Genomic DNA, 21282 nt, shown 5'->3' with positions numbered 1-21282 from the left:
CGGAGGAGAGGACGAGGCGTGCGCGAGTTCAGCGTCCCGGCGACGACCGAGGTGGGCCCGGACGAGGCCCTGCCCGACATGCTCGCCAGCAACGTGGCCGAGCACGGCGACGAGGTCGGCCTGCGGGTCCAACGCGACGGTCGCTGGGAGGACGTGACCTGGCGCGAGTTCGGGGACCAGGTCGCCGGCGTCGCCAAGGGCCTGGTCGCCGCCGGTGTGCAGGCCGGTGACCGGGTCGCCCTGCAGGCCAGGACCCGGTACGAGTGGACGGTCCTCGACTTCGCCATCTGGACCGCCGGCGCCGTCGTCGTCCCGGTGTACGAGACGTCCAGCCCCGACCAGGTCGCCTGGATCCTGGCCGACTCCGGGGCGCGGGCCGCGGTCGTCGAGCGGGCCGAGCACGCCGAGGCGGTCGACTCGGTGCGGGACCAGGCACCGGACCTCGGCCCGGTGTGGGTCATCGACGAGGACGCGCTCGGCACCCTGACCACCGCCGGGGCCGACGTGCCCGACGCCGAGCTGACCGCCCGCCGCGCGACCCTCTCCGCCGAGAGCGTCGCCACCCTGATCTACACCAGCGGCACCACCGGCCGGCCCAAGGGCTGCGAGCTCACGCACCGGAACTTCCTGTTCGAGATCGGCAACGGGATGGGGCTGCTCACCCGGTTCCTCAACCCCGAGGGCTCGATCCTGCTGTTCATCCCGCTGGCGCACGTCCTCGCGCGGGTCATCGAGGTCGGCGCGGTGAAGACCCGAACGGTCATCGGGCACACCCCGGACGTCTCCGACCTGGTGGCCGACCTCGGCGGCTTCCGCCCGACGTTCGTGCTGGCCGTGCCGCGGGTGTTCGAGAAGGTCTTCAACCAGGCCAAGGCCAAGGCCGACGGCGACGGCAAGGGCGCGATCTTCGACCGCGCGGCCCAGGTGGCCATCGACTGGTCTCGCGCCCAGGACACCGGTGGGCCCGGCGTCCTGCTGCGCGCCCAGCACGCGCTGTTCGACCGGCTCGTCTACGGCAAGCTGCGCGCCGCGCTCGGCGGCCGGTGCCTGGGCGCCATCTCCGGCGGCGCCCCGCTCGGCGAGCGGCTCGGGCACTTCTTCCGCGGCGTCGGGGTCACCGTCTACGAGGGCTACGGCCTGACCGAGACCACCGCGGCCGCCGCGGTGAACCACGACGGCGCCCTCCGGATCGGCACGGTGGGCCGCCCGCTGCCCGGCGTGGGCGCGGCGATCGCCGACGACGGCGAGATCCTGCTGCGCGGCGGCATCGTCATGCGCGGCTACTGGAGGAACGAGCAGGCCACCGCCGAGGCCATCGACGCCGACGGCTGGTTCCACAGCGGCGACCTCGGGGACATCGACAGCGACGGCTTCATCCGGATCACCGGCCGCAAGAAGGAGATCCTGGTGACCGCAGGGGGCAAGAACGTCGCCCCCGCCGTCCTGGAGGACCGGCTGCGCGCCTCCCGGCTGGTCAGCCAGTGCATCGTCGTCGGCGACCAGCGGCCGTTCATCGCGGCGCTGGTCACCCTCGACGAGGAGGCGCTGCCGAGGTGGCTGGAGTCGAAGGGCAAGCCGGCGGGCACCCCGGTCGCCCAGCTGGCCGACGACCCCGACGTCCAGGCCGAGATCCAGGCCGCCGTCACCGAGGCCAACAAGGCGGTGTCGCAGGCCGAGGCCATCAAGAAGTTCCGGGTGCTGTCCAGGGACTTCACCGAGGCCAACGGGATGCTGACGCCCAGCCTCAAGCTCAAGCGGTCCGTGGTCATGAAGGAGTTCGACGCCGAGGTCGAGGCCCTCTACGACCGTTGAGGCGGGTCGAGCAGGTCTGCGAAGGTCGCGGCGATCGTCGTCCACGACCAGCGCTGCTCGACCCAGCGCCGGCCCGCGGCGCCCATCGCCCGGGCGCGCTCGGGGTCGTCGAGCAGCCCGCTGACGGTCGCGGCCACGCCCTCGGCCGACCGCGGGTCGGTCACGACGTGCCCGGTGACCCCCTCCCGCACGGTCTCCGGCGCCCCGCCGGAGGTCCCGGCGACCACGGGGAGGCCGCAGGCGGCGGCCTCCAGGTAGACCATGCCCAGGCCCTCGACGTCGAGCCCGCCGCGGCGGGTGCGGCAGGGCATGGCGAACACGTCCCCGGCGGCGTAGTGCTCCGGCAGCTGGCCGGGTGACACCGCGCCGGTGAGGACGACGGAGTGCTGCAGTCCTCGGTCGGCGACAGCGCGGCGCAGCGCAGCCTCCAGCGGCCCGCCGCCGACCAGCAGCAGCCGGGCGTCGGGATGCCGGGCCAGCACGTGCGGCCACCCGGCGACCAGGACGTCCTGTCCCTTCCGCGCGACCAGCCGGGACACGCAGACGACGACCGGGGCGTCGCCCAGCCCGTACCGCTCACGCACGGCGGCCCCGTCGGCCTCCGGGGTGAAGACGTCGACGTCCACCCCCGGGGACAGCTGCGCCGTGCGGGTCACCCCACCGAGCGCGGGGGCCAGCCGGTCGCCGGTGTACTCGCTGATGTAGGTGAGCACGTCCAGACCCCCGGCGATCCGGCGCATCACCTGCCGCGCGCCCGGGAGGGCGACCCACCCGGTCTCGTGGCCGTGGGTCGCCCCGACCAGGTGGCCGACGCCGGCCGCACGCAGCGCCGGCGCGATCAGGCCGAGCGGGGCCGCCGCGCCGAAGAAGGCGGTGTCGCAGCCGTACCGGCCGGCGAGGTCCACCGCGGCCCGGGTGGTGGACCGGGTGGGCAGCAGCATGCCGGTCGGCCGGCGGACCACCGGGTACGGCAGCCCCGCGTCGTGCTCCTCCCACCCCGGCGACCGGGACGCGAGCACGACGAGGGAGGCCGGCGGCCGACGGGCCAGCAGCGCGGCGACGAAGGTCTGGATGCCGCCCTGGCGTGGGGGGAAGTCGTTGGTGACCACCAGCGTGCGGGTCACCGACGCTCCCCCGTCACCGCCAGCCAGTCACGGGCGAACGCCACCCGCTGCGGGCCGGTGGGGTGCGAACCGAAGAACCACTGCCAGGCCGCGGGCGGGTCGGGGTCGGAGAGGTTGGCGACGGCCAGCCGGTGCTGCATCGAGATGAACGCCGGAGCGTCCCCGGTCAGGTCCAGCGCGCGCAGGTCGGCCCGGGCCTCGACGTGCCGGGAGACCAGGTTCTGCACCGGCGTCGACACCAGCGTGCCGAGGGCGACCAGCAGCAGCACGAGCGGCACCACGCTCGGATCGCCCGCCGAGTCGGCCCCCGCACGGCGCAGCAGCGGCGTCCAGGAGAGCAGCCAGCCCAGCGCCGCGACCGCCGCTCCGGCTCCCAGTGCACCCATGAGCGTGCCGGTGAGCACGTCGTCGGCGGCCACGTGGCCCAGCTCGTGGGCGACGATCGACTCGATCTCGGCGTCGGGCAGCTGGTCGAGCACCGTGTCGTACAGGACGATCCGCCGCGTCGACCCGAACCCCGACACGTAGGCGTTCAGGGCCGTCGTCCGGCGCGAGGCGTCGGAGACGAGGACGTCCTCCACCGGCGTGCCGTTCTCCTCGGCGAGGGCGAGCAGGTCGGTGCGCAGCTCTCCGGCCGGCAGCGGGTCGAACCGGTTGAACGCCGGCTCGATGACGACGGGGTACAGGAACGAACCGACGACGACGAGCCCCGCCGCGGCGAGCGCCGCCCACGCCCACCAGGTGCGCGGCGCGCGGCGGGCCAGCCACACCAGCACGAGGAGGACGACGGCGGTGAGCGCCGCGTCGATGGCGGCGGAGAGCGCGACGTCCCGGAGCCACAGCCCCCAGCTGCGGGTGGACAGGCCGTACCGATGGCGGACCACCTCGCCGTACGCGGACAGCGGCAGGGTGACCAGCCGGCCCAGCAGCAGGAGCACGACCGTGCCCAGCAGCACCTGCCCGGCCCACCGGCCACGCACCGGGCGACCGGCCGCGCGGACCAGCCGGCCGCCGAGCGGGGTGAACGCCAGGCCGGCCGAGACGGCGAGGCCCAGCAGCAGGGAGGCGAACGAGGCCGGCCGGATCGCCGCGGCGAAGGACTCCGCCCGGTCCGCCACCCCCGGCGGCAGCCCGGCCCCCGGGCGGACCGGGGTGGAGCCGCCCGGGGGTTCGGGCAGCAGCGTCCACGGCGTGCGGACGGCGATGACCACGACGAGCGCCGCACCCAGGACGACCGCGGCCACCAGCGCGGCCCGGCGGGCACTCACCCGACCGATCCTAGGTGCGCACCTCGAGCGGACCGTCGGCCGCGTCCCGGGCCTGCCGATGGGGGGCGGCCGCCCTGCCGGGTCCCGCCGCGAGGGTGCGAGCGGAGGGGGGCAGGGAGGTCCTCTCTCAGGCGATGACTCTGGCCTGACTCCGCGCCCCGGTCCGCTCCTCGCTCGTTCCTCGCTGCGATGCTCCCGTGGCTGTCGTCAGGCGATGCGGCGCATGGCGGTGATGCCGCCCATCGAGTCCACGCTGGCGACCTTGACCGGCTGGCCCGATGTGGAGGCGTGCACCATCTGGCCGTTGCCGATGTACATCGACACGTGGCTGACCGGGCTGTAGTAGAAGATCAGGTCCCCGGGCTGCAGCTGCGCCCGCGTGACCGCCGTCCCCATCTGCGACTGTATCCGGCTGGAGTGCGGCAGGCTGATCCCGGCCGCGGCGTACGCGTACTGGGTGAGCCCGGAGCAGTCGAAGGAGTTCGGCCCGCCGGCGCCCCAGACGTAGGGGTCCCCGACCTGGGCGAGCGCCGTGTCGACGGCGGCCTGGGCGGTACCGCTGCTGGCCGGCGCCGGCGCGGCAGCGGGCACCGACTCCCCGGCGTGCGCGGTGAGGACCGCCTGCTGCTGCGGCGCGGACAGCGCCTCGTACTGCGCCTGGTAGTCCGCGATGTCCCCCTCCAGCTGCGCCTGCCGAGCGGCGACGTCGGCCAGCGCCTGCTCCGCCTGCTCCTGGGCGGCTCCGGCGTCGGTCCGCGCCTGCTCGGCGGCCGCGGCCGTCTCGGCGACGTCCACCAGCACGTCGGTGGTGTGCCCGGCGATCAGGTCGAGGGTGGCCAGCTGGGAGACGAAGTCCTCGGCGGAGTCGCTGGTCATCAGCAGGTCGAGCTCGGACGTGCCCTCGGCGGTGAAGGCGGCGCGAGCGACCTGGCGGATCTGGCCGTCCAGCGCGGCGAGCTGGTGCTCGGCGTCGGCGGCCGCCTGCTCGGCGTCGGCCACGGCGGCCTGCTGCTGCGCGAGCGCCTCACGGGCCTCGTTGACCTGCTCGCTGACGACCTCGAGGTCGTGGCTGGCCCGGGCGACCAGCTGAGCGGCCTGGGCGGCGCTGGTGGCCTCCTCCGGGTCGGCAGCGGCGGTGCCGGGGAGGAGCGCGACAGCGAGCGAGGCGCCGGCGCAGAGGACGACGCCGCGGCCGAGGCGGCGCCGGAGCGGGCGGTGTGCGGTGGCCGGGAGGCCGGGGTGGAGCTGATCGAGTGCATGCCCCAGGGCAGGGCGAGGCGTCGCCACGGTCGGCGGCTCTCCGTTCTTCCTCTGCGACCGCCTACCGAGTTAGCTGACGGGTTCGGGCTGGGAAGAAGGCGCCCTATCTCTGCGTGCCGGCGAGCCGGCACGTGTGCTCCGGCGGACCGGCGCACGCGAGAACTCACCCCAGTGCTGCGGTGGGTCCCCGGTTCACCCTCGACGCCGCAAGACGTGTCGGGCGATTCGGCGGTGCCCAGCCGAGGCCACCCTGTGCGGGCGACGACCACCCGGCCGGACCGGCACACCGTACGGGCGTGATGGAGATGTGACAAACGGGGCTGTCGGGAACTGTGGGATCTCCCACACGGCGCACCCCCGCCACGCCGGTCGCGACGCACGGTCACCGTCAGGGTGGACGGACGGTGCGCGACGCGGGTGGGTCACCCGGTGCGCCGGCGGGAGGGCGCCGCCTCGCGCCGGTGTTCTCGCGGCGAGGCCTGGTGCCGCAGCGGGGGCACGAGTCCGGCGTCGGCGAGGACCCGGACCGCCCGCCGCTCGACCTCGTCGAACTCCACGACCACCCCGGGACGCGGGACGACGACGACGTCCTCGGCCGCCAGCGGGACCGCACCCTCCCGGCCCGTCAGTGGCACGACGGTCGGGTCGGCACCCTGCCAGCCCGGCGGTGCCCCCAGCAGCACCGTGACGACGCAGTCGGTGCAGCCGGCACCCCGTGCGGTGCACGTGTCGCAGTCGATGAACATGGCCCACTCCTCCGCTGGCCGACGTCTGGTCGGGGAGGCCGTCCATGGCCCCGGTCGGTCCGGGCAGGACGGTAGGGACGGGCACCGACAGTTCCGGCTCAGGCGCCGGCGTACTCCCAGTGCCACGGCTCCTCGCGACCGTGACCGGGGTCGGCCCACGAGGGGTGGACGAAGCCGAAGCGGGCGGCGTTGGCGGCCATCCACGCGTACTGCGGCGTCCCGAACGACTCGACCCCGCCGCAGAGGTCGACGGCCAGACCCCAGCCGTGCTCGCTGGTCCCGGGCACGGCCGCGAGCGCCGGCTTCTCCCCGTAGAGCCGCACCTGCGCCGCGTAGGTCCGGTAGGAGTCGGTGGTGCACAGCGGCGTCCCGAAGACCCCGGCGTAGGCCGTGCTGAGCGCGCGGTGGGCAGCCGCCGCGTCGCAGCGCAGCGCGTGCCCGGGCGCTTCGAGGGGGCACATCGCGCTGGGCGGGATCAGGCCGTTCGGATAGCCGCCCCACGCGCGCGGACCGTCGACGGACGGGCGGTGGAGGGTGTCGCCGCACTCCTCCCGGAGCCCGGCGGCCTCGGGGCCCGGTGCCGGCGCTCCCGACCGCGGCCCGAGGCTGGGCCGCCCCACGGCGATGACCAGGTCCGCCGGCAGCGGGCGGGCCACCACGGCTCCGGCGCGGGCGTCGGCGGTCAGCACGGTGCGCGGACCGACGGCGATGCCGACGTGACCGAGCCCGGCCCGGTCGGTACCGAGGAAGACGAGGTCGCCGGGCAGGAGGTCGGCGAGGTCGATCCGGGCGGTGGCGGAGAAGAGCCCGGCCTGGTCTCCCGGCAGCGCGATGCCGGCCGACCGGTAGACCGCCTGCACGAGCGACCCGCAGCCCCAGGCGTCCGGACCCGTGGCACCGGACGCGTACGGCGCACCCAGGGCGTCGACGGCGGCGGTGACGGCGGCGAGGGTCTCCGCGGGCAGGACGAGCAACGAGGTGGGCAGCTGCGCCGCCCCGGGCTGCACCCCGCCGGCGGCCGCACCGACCGGCACCAGCCCGGCCGGCAGCCCGGCCGCCGGGTCGAGCAGCGCCGCGGCCGGAGGCGCGAGGACCCCTGCCGCGGCCAGCTGGTCGAGGCGGGCCCGCCAGTCGGCCGCCGCCTGCCCGTCGGCGACGTCCTGCGCCTGCCGTTGCCGGGTCAGCTCCCGTTCGACGTCGGCCAGCGCGTCCTCCAACTGGCCGGTCGCCGCGGCCGCCGCCGCCTCCAGCTCCTGGATCTGCACCGCCAGTTGCGCCGCCCGGTCACGCTCGGTCGCCAGCGCCTCCGCCGCAGCTGCGCGTCGGGCCACCGACGCCTGGCGCTGCACCTCCGCCGCGGCCACCACCGCGGCTGCGTGCCGCTCGGCGACCTCCAGGTAGCCGGCGGCCAGGACGACGTCGCCGGGGTCCCCACCGGACAGCAGGAGGGTGAGCGCGCTCAGGTCCGCGCCGTCGCGATAGAGGGCCGACGCGTGCTGGGCGACGAGGGCACGGGTCCGCGCCAGCTCGACGTCCGCCGCGGCGATGACCGCCTCCGCCTCCGTGGCGGCCGCCTCGGCGGCCGTGAGCGCCGCCCGTGCCTCGACCACCCGGGTCTGGCGCACCAGCAGGTCCGCCTGCACGTCCGCGGCCCGCTCCTGCAGGTCGTCGAGCGCCGGGCTGTCGGGCACGCCGGTCGTCCCGCCGTCGACGGAGGCCGCCACGGGTCCGGTGGGCAGCAGCACCAGCACGGCCGCGACGGCGACCACGGACAGCGACGACAGCGCCCGACGTCCGGGGCGCCACCGTGGGCCAGTGCGCATCGGACCACCTCGGCGAGTCGGGACCGCAGAGGGTCCGGCTCGGGCATCGTGGCCCTCCCGAGGCCCGGTCCACCAGGCGATCCGGCGCGTCTCCCCCGCTCGGGCGAGGCGGCCGCCGCCGACGGGTGACCCGGCCGCGCCGGTCCCCCGGCGCGCGTCCCCGGGACTGTCGGTGGCCCGACCTACCGTCCGCCCGTGCCCCTCTCCCCCGCCCGGCTGGCCGGGATCGCCGCCGGGACAGCCGCACGAGCCGCCGCCGCACTGCCCCGCTACGAACAGGCGACCCTCGACGACCTGGGCACCCCCCTGGCCGAGGTCACGTTCGTGGTCGTCGACCTGGAGACCACGGGCGGGTCACCGAAGGACAGCGCGATCACCGAGATCGGCGCGGTCAAGGTGCGCGGCGGGGCCGTGCTCGGTGAGTTCCAGACCCTCGTCGACCCCGGCTGCGAGATCCCGCCCTACATCAGCGTCCTGACCGGCATCACCTCGACGATGGTGGCGGCGGCGCCCCGCATCGGGGCGGTGCTGCCCGGCTTCCTCGAGTTCGCCCGCGGCGCGGTGCTCGTCGCCCACAACGCCCCGTTCGACCTCGGCTTCCTCAAGGCGGCCTGCGCGGAGACCGGCATCGGCTGGCCCCCGGCCGCCTCGGTCGACACCGCGGTCCTCGCCCGCCGGCTGCTGACCCGCGACGAGGTGCCCAACTGCAAGCTGGCCACCCTGGCGCCGTACTTCGCCGCGAGCACCTCGCCCACCCACCGCGCGCTGGACGACGCCCGCGCCACGGTCGACGTCCTGCACGGCCTCTTCGAGCGGCTCGGGCCGCTGGGCATCACCTCCCTCGAGGAGCTCTCCGGCCTGACTCGCCAGGTGGACCCGGAGCGCCGGCGCAAGCGGCACCTGGCCGACGCGGTGCCCACGGGCCCCGGCGTGTACCTGTTCCGCGGGCCCCGCGACGAGCCGCTCTACGTCGGGACGTCGAACGACCTGCGCAGCCGGGTCCGCAGCTACTTCACCGCCGGCGAGCAGCGCAGCCGGATCACCGAGATGGTGGCCCTGGCCCAGCGGGTCGACGCGATCCCCTGCGCGCACGACCTGGAGGCCGCCGTCCGCGAGCTGCGGCTCATCGCCGAGCAGAAGCCGCGCTACAACCGGCGCTCGCGCTTCCCCGAGCGAGCGCTGTGGGTGAGGCTGACCGAGGAGCCGTTCCCCCGCCTCTCGGTCGTCCGCCGGGTCCGCCCGGGCGCGGGGGTCTTCCTCGGCCCGTTCCCCGACCGTCGGGCCGCCGACGCCGCGGTCGCCGCCATCCACGAGTCGCTGCCGCTGCGGCAGTGCACCGGCCGGCTGTCGGTGCGCGTCCTGGGCACCGCCTGCGCGCTGGCCGGCATGGGCCGGTGCGGCGCGCCGTGCACGGGCGCTCAGTCGGTCGACGAGTACGCCGGGATCGCGGCCGTGCTGCGGTCGGCAGTCGCCACCGACCCGCGTGCCCTGCTGGCGCCGCTGCTGGACCGGGTCGACCGGCTGGCCGGCGAGGAGCGCTACGAGGACGCCGCCGTGCTCCGCGACCGCGTGGCCGTGCTCGTGCGCGCGGTGCGCCGGCGACAGCGCCTGGAGTCTCTGGCCGCCGTGCCCGAGCTGGTCCTCGCCCGGCCCGACGGGGAGGGCGGCTGGCACCTGTCGGTCGTCCGCCGGGGACGGTTGGTGTCGGCGGGCGCGGCACCCCGGGGCACCTCGGTGCGGGCGACGCTGGCCGGCCTGCTCTCCACCGCCGAGACACCGCTGGGCCCCGACGGCGAGCTGGCCGCGTCGGTCGACGAGACGGAGCTGGTGCTGCGCTGGATGGAGAAGCCCGGCACCCGCCTGGTGGAGGTGACGGGCACGCTGGCCTGCCCCGTGCCGGGCACCGGGGCCTTCAGCGCGTTCCTCGACCGGGTGGCGGCCGGGCGGACCGGCCGGGACCCGTTCGCCGACGCCCGCGACCTGGGCACGCGGGCCCGCCCGGACCGCGTCTCCGCCGGCCCGCGCGGGTCCGCCGCGGGGGCGGCGCCACGGCTAGCATCGCCGGCGTGATCACCGCCATCGTCATGATCGACGCGGCCACCGACGCGATCCCCGAGGTGGCCGAGGCCGTCGCCGACCTCGAGGGCGTCAGCGAGGTCTACTCGGTCGCCGGCAGCGTCGACCTGGTCGCCGTCGTGAGGGTCCGGGAGTTCGAGCAGATCGCCGAGGTCATCGCGGGCCGGATCAACAAGGTGCCCGGCGTCCTCGAGACCGACACGCACATCGCCTTCCGCGCCTACTCCCGGCACGACCTCGAGGCCGCGTTCACCATCGGCTTCGACACCGCCGACTGAGAGCGGACCCCCTTCCTCCCCACCCCTCGCACGCTCGGGGCGGGCCCCTGGAAGGGGGCCGGCAGGGGTGGGAGCGGGGTCCTCCTCAGCCGCGGGCGGTCTGGCTGACGGTCACCCAGCGGTCGAGCTGGGCGGCGGCCCGGCCGTCGTCGACGGCCGCGGCGGCCCGCTCCAGGCCGGCGGCGACGGCGTCGTGCAGCCGGGTCGGGCGCTCGTCGAAGGCGGCCAGTGCGGCTGCGGCGTTGAGCAGCACCGCGTCGCGCACCGGACCCGGCTCCCCGTCGAGGACACGGCGGAAGACGTCGGCGTTGAAGGCCGGCGACCCGCCCCGCAGGGCGTCGACGGCCGACGCCTCGATGCCGAGGGCCGCGGGGTCGAGCCGGTCGGGGGTCACCTCGCCGTCCCGGACCACCCACACCGACGACGTCGTCGCGGTGGTGAGCTCGTCGAGGCCGTCGTCGCCACGGAAGACCAGGGCCCGCATGCCGCGGCCGGCCAGCACCGCGGCCATGACCGGGGCCATCCGCCGGTCGGCGCAGCCGATCGCCGCGGCCACCGGACGGGCCGGGTTGCACAGCGGGCCGAGGAAGTTGAAGACCGTGCCGATGCCCATCTCCCTGCGCGCGGGGCCCGCGTGCCGCATGCCGGGGTGGAACACCGGCGCGAAGAAGAAGCCGATGCCGGCCTCCTGCACACAGCGGGCGACGCCCGCGGCGGGCAGGTCGATGACCACGCCGAGCTCCTCGAGGACGTCGGCCGCGCCGGAGGACGACGACGCGGCACGCCCGCCGTGCTTGGCGACCGGCGCCCCGGCGGCGGCGGTGACGACCGAGGCCATCGTCGAGATGTTCACCGTGTGCGCCCCGTCGCCGCCCGTGCCGACGATGTCGACGCACTCGACGGCGAGGTCCACGGGTGTGGCCTGGGCCATCATCTCCGCGGCCAGCCCGGCGACCTCCTCGGCCGACTCGCCCTTCGCGCGCAGGGCCACGGCGAAGGCGGCCACCTGGACCGGGGTGGCCTCGCCGGTCATCACCTCGCGCATCGCCCAGCCGGTGTCGGCGGCGGTGAGGTCCTGCCCGGCCAGCAGCCGGTTGTAGAGCGCCGGCCAGGTGGTCCGGCCGGGGGCGGCGGGCGCGCTCACCGGAGGCCGGCCGGCCGCCCCACCCGCTCGCGCAGCAGGTCGGCGACCACGGCGGGGGCGGTGAGCGGGTCGATCGGGAAGGGCAGCGTGGCGTCGGCCAGCGACCAGTGCGCCAGCCAGCGGTCGGGCTGCCGCGCGATGAGCACGCACAGCGCCGGGCGGTCGGCGACCTCCGCGGTCAGCTGGCGGCTGAGCGCCATGCCGCCGGTGGGCTGGGCCTCGGCATCGAGGATGCAGAGGTCGATGCCCCCGCCGTCCACCGTGTCGACGACGTCCTGGCCCGTGGCGCACTCGACGTACGTCACCGGCCCCACGTCGGACGCCGGACGCCGGCCCACGGCGGTGCGCACGGCGGCTCGCACCTCGGGACGGGAGCTGTAGACCAGGACGGTGGCCGCGGCGGCGTCACTCACGGTGCCGAGCCTAGTGCCCGGGCGCACCGCCCCCGGGGAGCCGCCACCCAGGTATCGAGCAGGTCACGGTGCCGCCACGCCCGCACACCCGCGGTCGTGACCTTGACGGGGCCGATGCCATGATGGCCCCGTGACAACGGCTCCCGTCGCGAGCGGCACCTTCGACACCTCTCGGGTGCACTCCCTGACCCGCCCGAACATGGTCAGCGTCGGCACGATCATCTGGCTCTCGAGCGAGCTGATGTTCTTCGCCGGCCTGTTCGCCATGTACTTCACCGCGCGCGCCCGCGCCACCGAGGGGTGGCCACCGGAGCCCACCGAGCTGAACCTGCCCTACGCGCTGATCTTCACGATCATCCTGGTGGCGTCCTCGGTCACCTGCCAGCTCGGCGTCTTCGCCGCGGAGCAGGGCAACGTCTACGGCCTGCGGCGCTGGTTCACGATCACCTTCGTCATGGGCCTGGTGTTCGTGCTGGCCCAGGCCAACGAGTACCGCGTGCTCGTGACCGAGCACGGGACGACGATCTCGAGCTCCACGTACGGCTCGGTCTTCTACCTGACCACCGGCTTCCACGCGCTGCACGTCATCGGAGGCCTCGTCGCCTTCGTCTACCTGCTCATCCGGTCCACCATGGGCCGGTTCACGCCGGCACAGGCGACCTCGGCCATCGTGGTCTCCTACTACTGGCACTTCGTCGACGTCGTGTGGGTCGGGCTCTTCGCCACGATCTACCTGATCCGCTAGGGAACCGGTGTCCACCACGAACCCGCAGTCCGACGCCCAGCCCGACGGCGGGTCGCCCCGCGTCCGCTGGTCCCGCCGCCCGGCCGACGGAACCCCCGCCGCGGCCGCCCGCGCCCGCCGCCGGTCCAAGCACCGGCGCCGCGTGGTCAACGTGGCGGGCCTCATGGCCGCCCTGGTCCTCACCGGCGCGCTCTACTCGGCCCTGTCGCCGGCGTACGCGACGAACGAGGGCTCGGGCAGCGAGTCCGCCGCCGAGGCGGCCGGCCGCGAGCTGTACGAGCGCAGCTGCATCAGCTGCCACGGCGAGAACCTCGAGGGCGTGCCCACCCGCGGGCCGTCGCTGGTGGGGGTCGGCGAGGCCGCCGTCTACTTCCAGGTGCACACCGGCCGCATGCCGCTGGTCCGCCAGGAGGCCGATGCGCCCGACAAGCCGGCCGTCTTCTCCGACGAGGAGATCGACCAGCTGATGGCCTACGTCCAGGCCAACGGCGGCGGCCCCACGCTGCCCTCCGGTGACCTGCGCGACGGCGACCTCGCGCAGGGCGGCGAGCTGTTCCGGCTCAACTGCGCCTCCTGCCACAACTTCGTCGGCCAGGGCGGTGCCCTCTCCTCGGGCAAGGCGGCGCCGAGCCTCGAGGGCTCCAGCGCGCTGGAGATCTACACCGCGATGCTGACCGGCCCCGAGAACATGCCGGTGTTCGGGGACAACCAGCTCACCCCGGACGAGAAGCGCGCGATCATCAACTACGTGCAGACCATCGACAACCAGGCCGACCCCGGTGGCGCCGGCGTCGGCCGCATGGGACCCGTGGCCGAGGGCCTGGTCATCTGGGTCGTCGGCATCGGCGTCCTGCTGTTCGGGATCTTCTGGATGGGGAGCAAGGCGTGACCACCCGCGAGACCCGCCCCGGTTCGACCGGTGGCGCGGACGTCCCCGGCCCCCTCCACGGCGGCCCGGACGACGACTACACGCCCGAGCAGCTCGCGGCCATCTCCCGCGAGGACCTCGACCGCCTGGGCGCCGCCTACGACGGCGTGCAGATCCTGCACGTCGACCCGGGCCCCGAGCCGGGGTCCGCGGTCGAGCGGCGGGCCGTCCGCCAGGTCGGGCTCACCTTCGCCCTGGCCGGCCTCGCCGCCTTCGCCTTCATCGTGATCTACGTCGGCTCGGGCTGGTTCCTGCCCGACTGGCACTGGGAGATCACCGAGGGCGGTTGGAGCGCGCTGTTCACGCCGATGCTGGGCGCCCTGATGGGCCTCTCGCTGGTCCTCGTCGGCGTCGGTCTGGTGCTCTACACCAAGAAGCTGCTCCCGCACGAGACCGCGGTGCAGGACAAGCACGACGGTTCGCACTTCGACCGGGTCACCACCGGCGCCACCCTCGTGGGCGGCCTGCACAACAGCGGCCTGGCGCGGCGCAAGCTGATCACCCGTTCGCTGGTGTTCATGGGCGGCGGCCTCGGGCTGATGCTGATCATGCCGCTGGGCGGCCTCATCCGGAACCCGAACACCGGCGATCCGCTGGGCACCACCAACTGGGGCCCGGGGGTCCGCCTCGTCCGCGACGACGGCACCCCCATCCGGCCCGGCGACCAGCAGCCCGGCTCGCTGGAGACGGTGTTCCCGGCCGTCCCGGGCGGGAACCGGCAGGCCGACGCCGCCACGATGCTGATCCGGCTGCGGCCCGAGCAGGTCGCGGTCAACCGCCCCCGCGAGGGTCAGGACGACTTCGGCTACGGCGACTACGTCGCCTACTCGAAGATCTGCACGCACGCCGGGTGCCCGGTGTCGCTGTACGAGCAGGAGACCAGCCGGATCCTCTGCCCGTGCCACCAGTCGCAGTTCGACGTCACGCAGGGTGCCAAGCCGGTCTTCGGCCCGGCGACGCGGGCGCTACCGGAGCTGCCCATCACGGTCGACGACGAGGGCTACTTCGTCGCGCGCGACGACTACCCTGAGGCCGTGGGCCCCACCTACTGGAACCGGGAGCGCATCTGATGGCTCGTACCGCCACGGCGCCGGGTGTCCCGACCACGCTGCTGGGCAAGGCCGCGCTCGAGGTCGACGACCGCCTGATCGTCGCTGGACCGCTCCGCCGGACCCTGAACAAGGTCTTCCCCGACCACTGGTCGTTCCTGCTGGGCGAGATCGCGCTCTACGCGTTCGTCGTCCTGCTGCTGTCGGGCACGTACCTGACCTTCTTCTTCGACGCCTCGATGCGGGAGGTCGTGTACGAGGGCTCCTACGCGCCGCTGCGCGGCGTCGAGATGTCCGCGGCCTACGACTCCGCGCTGCAGCTGTCGTTCGACGTCCGCGGCGGCCTGTTCATGCGGCAGATCCACCACTGGGCGGCGCTGCTGTTCGTCGCCGCGATCGTGGTGCACCTGCTGCGCATCTTCTTCACCGGCGCCTTCCGGCGGCCGCGCGAGAGCAACTGGCTCATCGGTGTGGTCATGCTGGTGCTCGCGCTGCTCATGGGCGTCACCGGCTACTCGCTCCCCGACGACCTGCTCTCGGGCACCGGGCTCCGCATCATCAGCGCGATCCTGCTGTCGGTGCCGGTCATCGGCACCTGGGCACACTGGGCGGTCTTCAACGGCGACTTCGTCGGCGAGAACATCATCGGCCGGTTCTACATCGTGCACGTGCTGCTGATCCCGGCCATCCTGCTGGCACTCATCGCGGTGCACCTGCTGGTCCTGGTCAAGCAGAAGCACACCCAGTTCCCCGGCCCGGGCCGCACGGAGCACAACGTGGTCGGCAACCGGCTCTTCCCGGCCTTCGCCGGCAAGGCGACCGGCCTGTTCTTCATCGTGTTCGGTGTCTGCGCCGCCCTCGGCGGCCTCGTGCAGATCAACCCGGTGTGGCTCTGGGGCCCGTACAACCCGGCTCAGGTCTCCTCGGCCTCGCAGCCGGACTGGTACATCGGCTTCCTCGACGGGTCGACGCGCATCTTCCCGGCCTGGGACATCAACCTGCCGGGCGACTACACGATCCCGGCGCTCTTCTGGCCCACGGTCGTCGTCGCCGGCGCGATGTTCACCGTCCTCGCGCTGTACCCGATGATCGAGCGCAAGCTCACCGGCGACACCGCCTCGCACCACCTGCTGCAGCGGCCGCGGGACGTGCCGGTGCGGACGTCGCTCGGGGTCATGGCCCTGACGTTCTACGTCTGGCTGATGATCGCGGGCGGCAACGACGTCATCGCGGACAAGTTCGACATCAGCCTCAACGCGATGACCTGGGTCGGCCGGATCGGCGTGATCATCCTGCCGCCGATCGCCTACGTGCTCACCTACCGGATGTGCCTGGGCCTCCAGCAGCACGACCGCGAGGTGCTCGAGCACGGCATCGAGACCGGCGTCATCCGGCGCCTGCCGCACGGCGAGTTCATCGAGGTCCACCAGCCCCTGGGTGAGGTGGACGCGCACGGCCACGGCCAGCTCGCCTACGGCGGTGCTCCGGTGCCCAAGAAGATGAACCAGGTCGGCGGTGCTCGCCGGGCCATCCGGGGCTTCTTCAGCCCCATCGAGGAGCCGGCGCAGGTCGAGCTCGAGCAGCGCCGCGAGGAGCACGGCCCGGCGGCCGCGGAGTCCAGCCGGGAGCTCACCACCTCCGGTCGGCCTCAGGAGGGCGGGCGGCCGCAGGAGCCGCGCGACTGACCCACCTGGCAGCTCACCAGCAGGGCCCCCGACGGGATCCCGTCGGGGGCCCTGCTGCGTCCGGGGCACCGCTGCGCACGCGGGTGACCCCGGGTCGGACGCTGGGTGCGCCCGGGCCGCCACCGGCTCCGTTCCCCCGCGGTCGCTGGTCCTCGACCGCGGCGGGAGCCACGTGCGGACGCCGGGGGTGGTGTCGGCACCGACCGTGGCACGACCACCCGTGCGCGCGTCACCGGCCGGCTGGGCGGGCAGCAGGACGGCCTCACGCGGTGTCGCAGGGACGTCGGCGGGATGCGGGCCACCGCTCGTCCGGCGGAGGGAGCCTCGGCTCGACGCAGCACGCCCTCGTCCGGCCGAGCAGTCTCCCGTGGCCGGGTCCCACGAGGGGCGGCTGTGGGTGGGGAACCCGGCGCCGGCCGGGGCGTCGCCGCCGCAGCGGTACCCCGGAGCGCTCACCGGGGGCCGCCACACGCTGGAGGGGCCGCCCCGGCCCGCGGGACGTCACAGGGCCCCTCCTCGCGGCTGCGGGGAGGGGCCCTGTGGGGGAACGCGGAGGATCGCCGCTCAGCTGTGCGCGTTCTGCCCGACGTAGTACTCGAACAGCAGGCCACCGATGGTGACGAGCAGCGCGGCGCCGGCGATGAGGATCAGCCACGAGTAGAAGAAGGCCAGCGCCAGACCCATCAGCGCGGCCGACAGGGCGATGGCGAAGGGCCAGTAGCTCCCCGGGCTGAAGAAGCCGAGCTCACCTGAACCGTCGGCGATGTCGGCGTCCTTGCGGTCCTCCGGGCGGGCGTCGATGCGCCGCGAGACGAACCAGAAGAAGCCGCCGATGAGGAAGGTGAGTCCCCCCGACAGGACCAGCGCCGTGGTGCCGATCGGCTCACGGGACCAGATCCCGTAGACCGCGGCCATCACGATGCAGAAGACACCGATGATGTTGAAGATGAGCGCTTCGACCTTCACGGCCGTCCCTCCTCGTGCGTGGTTCCTGCTGCCCCGCCGGACCGGTCAGCCATCGGCGCGCTGGGCGTCGTCGACGAGGTCCCACGCCTGCGTGGACTGCGGGCCGCCCGGCTGGCCGATGCTCTCGAGGGCGGCGGCGGTGTCCAGGCCCGACTCGCGTGCCTCGAGGTAGTCCGCGTAGTCGTCCTGCGACACCGCCCGGACCTCGAAGTTCATGTAGGCGTGGTAGGTCCCGCAGAGCTCGGTGCAGCGTCCGACGAAGGCGCCCTCCTCGCGGACGGTCACCTCGAAGACGTTGTCCCGGCCGTTCTCGTTGCCGGGGATGACGTCGAGCTTGAAGAGGAACTCCGGCACCCAGAACGAGTGGATGACGTCCGCCGAGGCCACCTCGAACCGGACGACCTGGTCGGTGGGCAGGACGAGGATCGGGATCTCCTCGCTGGTGCCGATCGTGTCGACCGGCTGGCCGTCGTCCCCGGTGGTCTCCGGGTAGACGAACTGCCAGTTCCACTTGAAGGCGTTGACGGCGATGGTGACGTCGGGATCCTCGCTGCGGTCCTGGACCCGGTTCTGCACCACGACGGTGAAGAAGAACAGCCCGGCGATGATCAGGAACGGGATGATCGTGTAGACGATCTCCAGCGGCAGGTTGTACGCCGTCTGCTTGGGGAGCTCGTCCCCACGCTTCCGGTGCTTGACGACCGACCACAGGATCAGGGCCCACACCCCGATGCCGACGATCAGTGCCGCGATGACCGACCAGATCCACAGGTTGCGCATGTCGACGGCCTCGTCGGTGATGCCGTCGGGCCAGCCCCAGCGCCAGAACTCGTTGTTCGGGGTGCACCCGGTGAGGGCGACCACCCCCAGGAGACCGAGCGCGGGGACCCGCGCGAGCCTGCTGCCTCGAGCCACTGCTCGCTGCCTCCTCGTCCTCCGTCCGGACGTCCCGGACGGTCGTCCCGGCGGGCCGCCAGCCGGGGTTCGGCGAACGGCTCCCGTGCCGATCACAGTCTGCGGGGAGACTAGCCGACCCCGCATGGCGGCCGACCACCGGAGACGCACGACCGGCGGGTCGCGTGCCTGCACCGTCGGACGGCGGCGCGGGCGACGGTCCGCAGGCCGGTGAGACCCGCCACCGGCGGCCCCGGACCGACCGGGACGCCGGTTAGAGTCGAGGTCGTGATCTCCCGGCTGCTGACCCCCAGGTGGGTGCTGATGCACCTGCTCGTGGCGGCGCTGTTCGTCGCCACCTTCTTCCTGGGCTGGTGGCAGTTGAGCAAGGCCGAGGCCGGCGGCGGTGCGGTCAACTGGAGCTACGCGCTGCAGTGGCCGCTGTACGGGTTCATGGGCCTGTGGTTCTACGTGCGCATGTGCCGCGAGGAGCTGCACCGTGACCCCGACGAGGAGGAGCCGGGCAGCTCGCTGGTCCTGTACCAGCGGCCCCGGATCGACACGACCGGCGACCCGGAGCTGGCCGCGTACAACGCCTACCTGGCCGAGCTCAACGAGAAGGCCCTGGGCCGGCGGGGCACCAGTGGCGGCTGAACCGGCCGCGACCGCCCCGCGGCTGCCCCGGGCGCTCGCCCGACGGGTCGGCCAGGGCGTCCCCGCCGCGCTGACCCGCTACCGGGTGATGGCCTGGGTGGTCGGCGTCCTGCTGATCGCGCTGATCCTGGTCGCCGTCCCGCTGAAGTACGCGGCGGGACTCGACCAGCCCGTCGCCGTCATCGGCACGGCGCACGGCTGGCTGTACTTCATCTTCTTCCTCACCGCCTGCGACCTCGCGGTGCGCGCCCGCTGGACGCTCCGGGGCACGGTGCTCGTGCTCCTGGCCGGCACCGTGCCGATCCTGTCCTTCGTCGCCGAGCGGATCGCGACCCGCAAGACCCGCGCCGGCGAGCGCGTCTGACCCCGTCCCGGCTCCAGCAGCCGGGACACGAGCCGACACCCCGGAGACCTGCGCCTCATGTGCGGCCTGCTGGCCTACCTGTCCACCGACGCCGACCGGGTCGGCGTCGACCACGTCGACGGCGTGCAGTCCGCGCTGCACTGCCTGCACCACCGCGGCCCCGACGACACCGCGGTGTGGTCCGACGACCGCGCGGTCCTCGGCTTCAACCGGCTGTCGATCATCGACCTGGAAGGCAGCCCGCAGCCGCTGCCCTACGCCGGCGACCGGTACCGGATCCTGTTCAACGGCGAGATCTACAACTACCTGGAGCTCCGGGAGGCGCTCGCCGCCGCCGGCGCCGAGCTGAGCACCCACGGGGACACCGAGACGATCGTCGCCGGCTACCACCTGTGGGGCCAGGACGTCGTCCGCCGGCTGCGCGGGATGTTCTCCTTCGTCATCTGGGACACCGCCACGCGGACGGCGTTCGGCGCCCGCGACCCCTTCGGCATCAAGCCACTGTTCACCGCCCGGCTGGCCGACGGCGGCCTGGTCTTCAGCTCGGAGAAGAAGGCGGTCCTGGAGATGCTCGGCGGCAGCGCCGCCGCCGGCGGGGTCGACCCCGCCTCGCTCCAGCACTACCTGACGCTGCAGTACGTGCCCGAGCCGGCGACGCTGCACCGCGGCATCCGCCGGATCGAGAGCGGTACGAGCTTCACCGTGGTGGACGGCGAGCTGCACACCGCCCGCTACTTCCACCCGACCTTCCGGCCGCAGCCGGTGGCGGCCGGACGGGAGCAGGAGCTCTACGACCGGATCGCGGCGGCGCTGGACGAGTCCGTGGCCAAGCACATGCGCGCCGACGTCACCGTGGGGTCGTTCCTCTCCAGTGGCATCGACTCCACCGCGATCGCCGCGCTCGCGCACCGCTACAACCCGGACCTCATGACCTTCACGGTCGGGTTCGAGCGGGAGTCGACGTCGGAGGTCGACATCGCCGCGGAGTCGGCGGCGGCGCTCGGTGTGGCCCACGTGCCGGTCGTGATCACCGCGGAGCAGTTCGCCGAGGCCATCCCGGAGGTGGTCTGGTACCTCGACGACCCGGTCGCCGACCCCGCCCTCGTACCGCTGTACTTCGTGGCCCGCGAGGCGCGCAAGCACGTCAAGGTGGTGCTCTCCGGCGAGGGCGCGGACGAGCTGTTCGGCGGGTACACGATCTACCGCGAGCCGCTGAGCCTGGCCTGGGCCGAGCGGGTGCCGCCGTTCGGCAAGCGGGCGATGGCCGCCCTGTCCGAGCGGCTGCCCGAGGGGATGCGCGGCAAGGACCTGCTGCGCCGCGCGTCGATCCCCCTGGAGGAGCGCTACTACGGCAACGCGCGCAACTTCTCCGGTGCGGAGCTGGCCCGGCTGATGCGCGGCCACGACACCGACCTGTCGCACGTCACCGTGACCGAGGCCCTCTACCGGCAGACCCGCGAGGCCGGGTACGACGACGTCACGGCCATGCAGTACGTGGACCTGTTCACCTGGCTGCGCGGCGACATCCTGGTCAAGGCCGACAAGATGACGATGGCCAACTCGCTCGAGCTGCGGGTGCCCTTCCTGGACCCCGAGGTGTTCGCCCTCGCCAGCACCATCCCGCTGGACCAGCGCGTGCCGGTGGGCGGCTCGGGTGACCGGCAGAACGCCACCAAGTACGCGCTGCGCCGGGCGATGGAGCAGATCGTCCCGCCGTCGATCCTGCACCGGCGCAAGCTGGGCTTCCCCGTGCCGACGGCGGACTTCCTCGCCGGGCCGCTGCACGAGTGGGCGCGCGACATCGTGGCGGGCAGCCAGACCGACGAGTGGCTCGACCGCGACCACGTGCTGGGCCTGCTCGACCGGCTCCGGACGGCCGAGGTGCCGAGCAAGCGCATCGCCCGTCAGGTCTGGGAGGTGCTGGTCTTCATGGTGTGGCACGGCATCTTCGTCGAGGAGCGGATCAAGCCGGCGATCCCCGAGACCGTCTACCCCGTCCGGCTCTGACACGACAGCGCCCGGCTCCTCCGCGAGGAGGAGCCGGGCGCTGTGG

The 21282-nt window shown here is 74.1% G+C and carries 19 protein-coding genes and 1 riboswitch; of the genes, 10 read left to right on the top strand and 9 right to left on the bottom strand.

Annotated elements, in window-relative coordinates; translation table 11 throughout:
* Positions 1–18: 18 nt before the first annotated feature.
* Positions 19–1812: an AMP-binding protein gene (locus GCU56_RS21120; protein ID WP_163483998.1), complete on the top strand. Its 1794-nt coding sequence runs from the start codon at positions 19–21 to the stop codon at positions 1810–1812.
* On the opposite strand, the gene GCU56_RS21115 is transcribed toward GCU56_RS21120, so the two are convergent.
* The 5 genes from GCU56_RS21115 to GCU56_RS21095 all read right to left on the bottom strand — a co-directional run bounded on the left by GCU56_RS21115 (position 1800) and on the right by GCU56_RS21095 (position 8033).
* Positions 1800–2936 carry a glycosyltransferase gene (locus GCU56_RS21115; RefSeq protein ID WP_163483996.1) on the bottom strand — a complete coding sequence of 379 codons (1137 nt, stop codon included), beginning with the start codon at positions 2934–2936 and terminating at the stop codon, positions 1800–1802. The two genes, GCU56_RS21120 and GCU56_RS21115, sit on opposite strands and share 13 nt — an antisense overlap.
* Complete coding sequence (locus GCU56_RS21110; RefSeq protein ID WP_163483994.1) at positions 2933–4204, bottom strand: M48 family metalloprotease; 1272 nt, start codon at positions 4202–4204, stop codon at positions 2933–2935. Before GCU56_RS21110 ends, GCU56_RS21115 begins: the two co-directional genes overlap by 4 nt.
* A gap of 207 nt (positions 4205–4411) precedes the next feature.
* Positions 4412–5491 carry an NlpC/P60 family protein gene (locus tag GCU56_RS21105; protein WP_163483993.1) on the bottom strand — a complete coding sequence of 360 codons (1080 nt, stop codon included), beginning with the start codon at positions 5489–5491 and terminating at the stop codon, positions 4412–4414.
* 16 nt (positions 5492–5507) lie between these two features.
* Positions 5508–5705: riboswitch (cyclic di-AMP (ydaO/yuaA leader) on the bottom strand.
* A gap of 181 nt (positions 5706–5886) precedes the next feature.
* Complete coding sequence (locus tag GCU56_RS21100; protein ID WP_163483991.1) at positions 5887–6210, bottom strand: hypothetical protein; 324 nt, start codon at positions 6208–6210, stop codon at positions 5887–5889.
* 98 nt (positions 6211–6308) lie between these two features.
* Positions 6309–8033 (bottom strand): D-alanyl-D-alanine carboxypeptidase family protein, encoded by a 1725-nt coding sequence (locus GCU56_RS21095; RefSeq protein ID WP_163483989.1) that lies wholly within the window; start codon positions 8031–8033, stop codon positions 6309–6311.
* Positions 8034–8228: 195 nt separating this feature from the next.
* On the opposite strand from GCU56_RS21095, the gene GCU56_RS21090 reads away from it, so the two are divergent.
* Both GCU56_RS21090 and GCU56_RS21085 read left to right on the top strand, forming a co-directional pair.
* Entirely contained in the window at positions 8229–10103 is a 1875-nt protein-coding gene (locus tag GCU56_RS21090; protein WP_163483987.1) for a DEDD exonuclease domain-containing protein, read from the top strand.
* Entirely contained in the window at positions 10100–10387 is a 288-nt protein-coding gene (locus GCU56_RS21085; RefSeq protein ID WP_163483985.1) for an Lrp/AsnC ligand binding domain-containing protein, read from the top strand. Before GCU56_RS21090 ends, GCU56_RS21085 begins: the two co-directional genes overlap by 4 nt.
* Positions 10388–10472: 85 nt before the next feature.
* Here the strand turns inward: GCU56_RS21085 and trpD are convergent, their stop codons facing one another.
* A complete protein-coding gene (gene trpD / locus GCU56_RS21080) occupies positions 10473–11531 on the bottom strand; it encodes an anthranilate phosphoribosyltransferase (RefSeq protein WP_163483983.1) in 1059 nt (352 codons plus the stop codon).
* A complete protein-coding gene (locus GCU56_RS21075) occupies positions 11528–11944 on the bottom strand; it encodes a hypothetical protein (RefSeq protein ID WP_163483981.1) in 417 nt (138 codons plus the stop codon). The genes trpD and GCU56_RS21075 overlap by 4 nt, the downstream gene beginning before the upstream one ends.
* A 130-nt stretch (positions 11945–12074) precedes the next feature.
* Here GCU56_RS21075 and ctaE point away from each other — a divergent pair, with 130 nt between their 5' ends.
* The 4 genes from ctaE to qcrB are packed head-to-tail and all read left to right on the top strand — an operon-like array spanning position 12075 to position 16351.
* Positions 12075–12689, top strand: a complete 615-nt coding sequence (gene ctaE, locus GCU56_RS21070; RefSeq protein WP_163483979.1) for an aa3-type cytochrome oxidase subunit III — start codon at positions 12075–12077, stop codon at positions 12687–12689.
* 7 nt (positions 12690–12696) lie between these two features.
* A complete protein-coding gene (gene qcrC, locus GCU56_RS24885) occupies positions 12697–13578 on the top strand; it encodes a cytochrome bc1 complex diheme cytochrome c subunit (RefSeq protein WP_163483977.1) in 882 nt (293 codons plus the stop codon).
* Positions 13575–14687, top strand: a complete 1113-nt coding sequence (gene qcrA, locus GCU56_RS21060; protein WP_163483975.1) for a cytochrome bc1 complex Rieske iron-sulfur subunit — start codon at positions 13575–13577, stop codon at positions 14685–14687. The genes qcrC and qcrA overlap by 4 nt, the downstream gene beginning before the upstream one ends.
* Entirely contained in the window at positions 14687–16351 is a 1665-nt protein-coding gene (gene qcrB / locus GCU56_RS21055; RefSeq protein WP_163483973.1) for a cytochrome bc1 complex cytochrome b subunit, read from the top strand. The genes qcrA and qcrB overlap by 1 nt, the downstream gene beginning before the upstream one ends.
* Before the next feature lie 564 nt (positions 16352–16915).
* Here the strand turns inward: qcrB and GCU56_RS21050 are convergent.
* Positions 16916–17317 (bottom strand): aa3-type cytochrome oxidase subunit IV, encoded by a 402-nt coding sequence (locus GCU56_RS21050; protein WP_163483972.1) that lies wholly within the window; start codon positions 17315–17317, stop codon positions 16916–16918.
* A gap of 45 nt (positions 17318–17362) precedes the next feature.
* Entirely contained in the window at positions 17363–18232 is an 870-nt protein-coding gene (gene ctaC, locus GCU56_RS21045; RefSeq protein ID WP_163483970.1) for an aa3-type cytochrome oxidase subunit II, read from the bottom strand.
* A gap of 267 nt (positions 18233–18499) precedes the next feature.
* On the opposite strand from ctaC, the gene GCU56_RS21040 reads away from it, so the two are divergent.
* The 3 genes from GCU56_RS21040 to asnB are packed head-to-tail and all read left to right on the top strand — an operon-like array spanning position 18500 to position 21236.
* Positions 18500–18865, top strand: coding sequence for a metalloprotease (locus GCU56_RS21040; RefSeq protein WP_163483968.1), 366 nt, complete (start codon positions 18500–18502; stop codon positions 18863–18865).
* Positions 18855–19229, top strand: a complete 375-nt coding sequence (locus GCU56_RS21035; RefSeq protein WP_163483966.1) for a DUF3817 domain-containing protein — start codon at positions 18855–18857, stop codon at positions 19227–19229. Before GCU56_RS21040 ends, GCU56_RS21035 begins: the two co-directional genes overlap by 11 nt.
* A gap of 57 nt (positions 19230–19286) precedes the next feature.
* On the top strand, positions 19287–21236 hold the full coding sequence (gene asnB, locus GCU56_RS21030) for an asparagine synthase (glutamine-hydrolyzing) (protein WP_163483964.1): 1950 nt from the start codon (positions 19287–19289) through the stop codon (positions 21234–21236).
* The last annotated feature ends 46 nt before the right edge of the window (positions 21237–21282 follow it).

Source organism: Geodermatophilus sabuli (assembly GCF_010686765.1).
In the GTDB taxonomy this organism is placed as follows: domain Bacteria; phylum Actinomycetota; class Actinomycetes; order Mycobacteriales; family Geodermatophilaceae; genus Geodermatophilus; species Geodermatophilus sabuli_A.
Note: the sequence above shows the minus strand (reverse complement) of the source record. Positions and strands in the feature narration are given on the sequence as shown.

Coding starts and splice junctions, on each gene's coding strand:
- GCU56_RS21100 (WP_163483991.1), bottom strand. CDS start 6,210: ATGTTCATCGACTGCGACACGTGCACCGCACGGGGTGCCGGCTGCACC.
- GCU56_RS21095 (WP_163483989.1), bottom strand. CDS start 8,033: ATGCGCACTGGCCCACGGTGGCGCCCCGGACGTCGGGCGCTGTCGTCG.
- qcrB (WP_163483973.1), top strand. CDS start 14,687: ATGGCTCGTACCGCCACGGCGCCGGGTGTCCCGACCACGCTGCTGGGC.
- asnB (WP_163483964.1), top strand. CDS start 19,287: ATGTGCGGCCTGCTGGCCTACCTGTCCACCGACGCCGACCGGGTCGGC.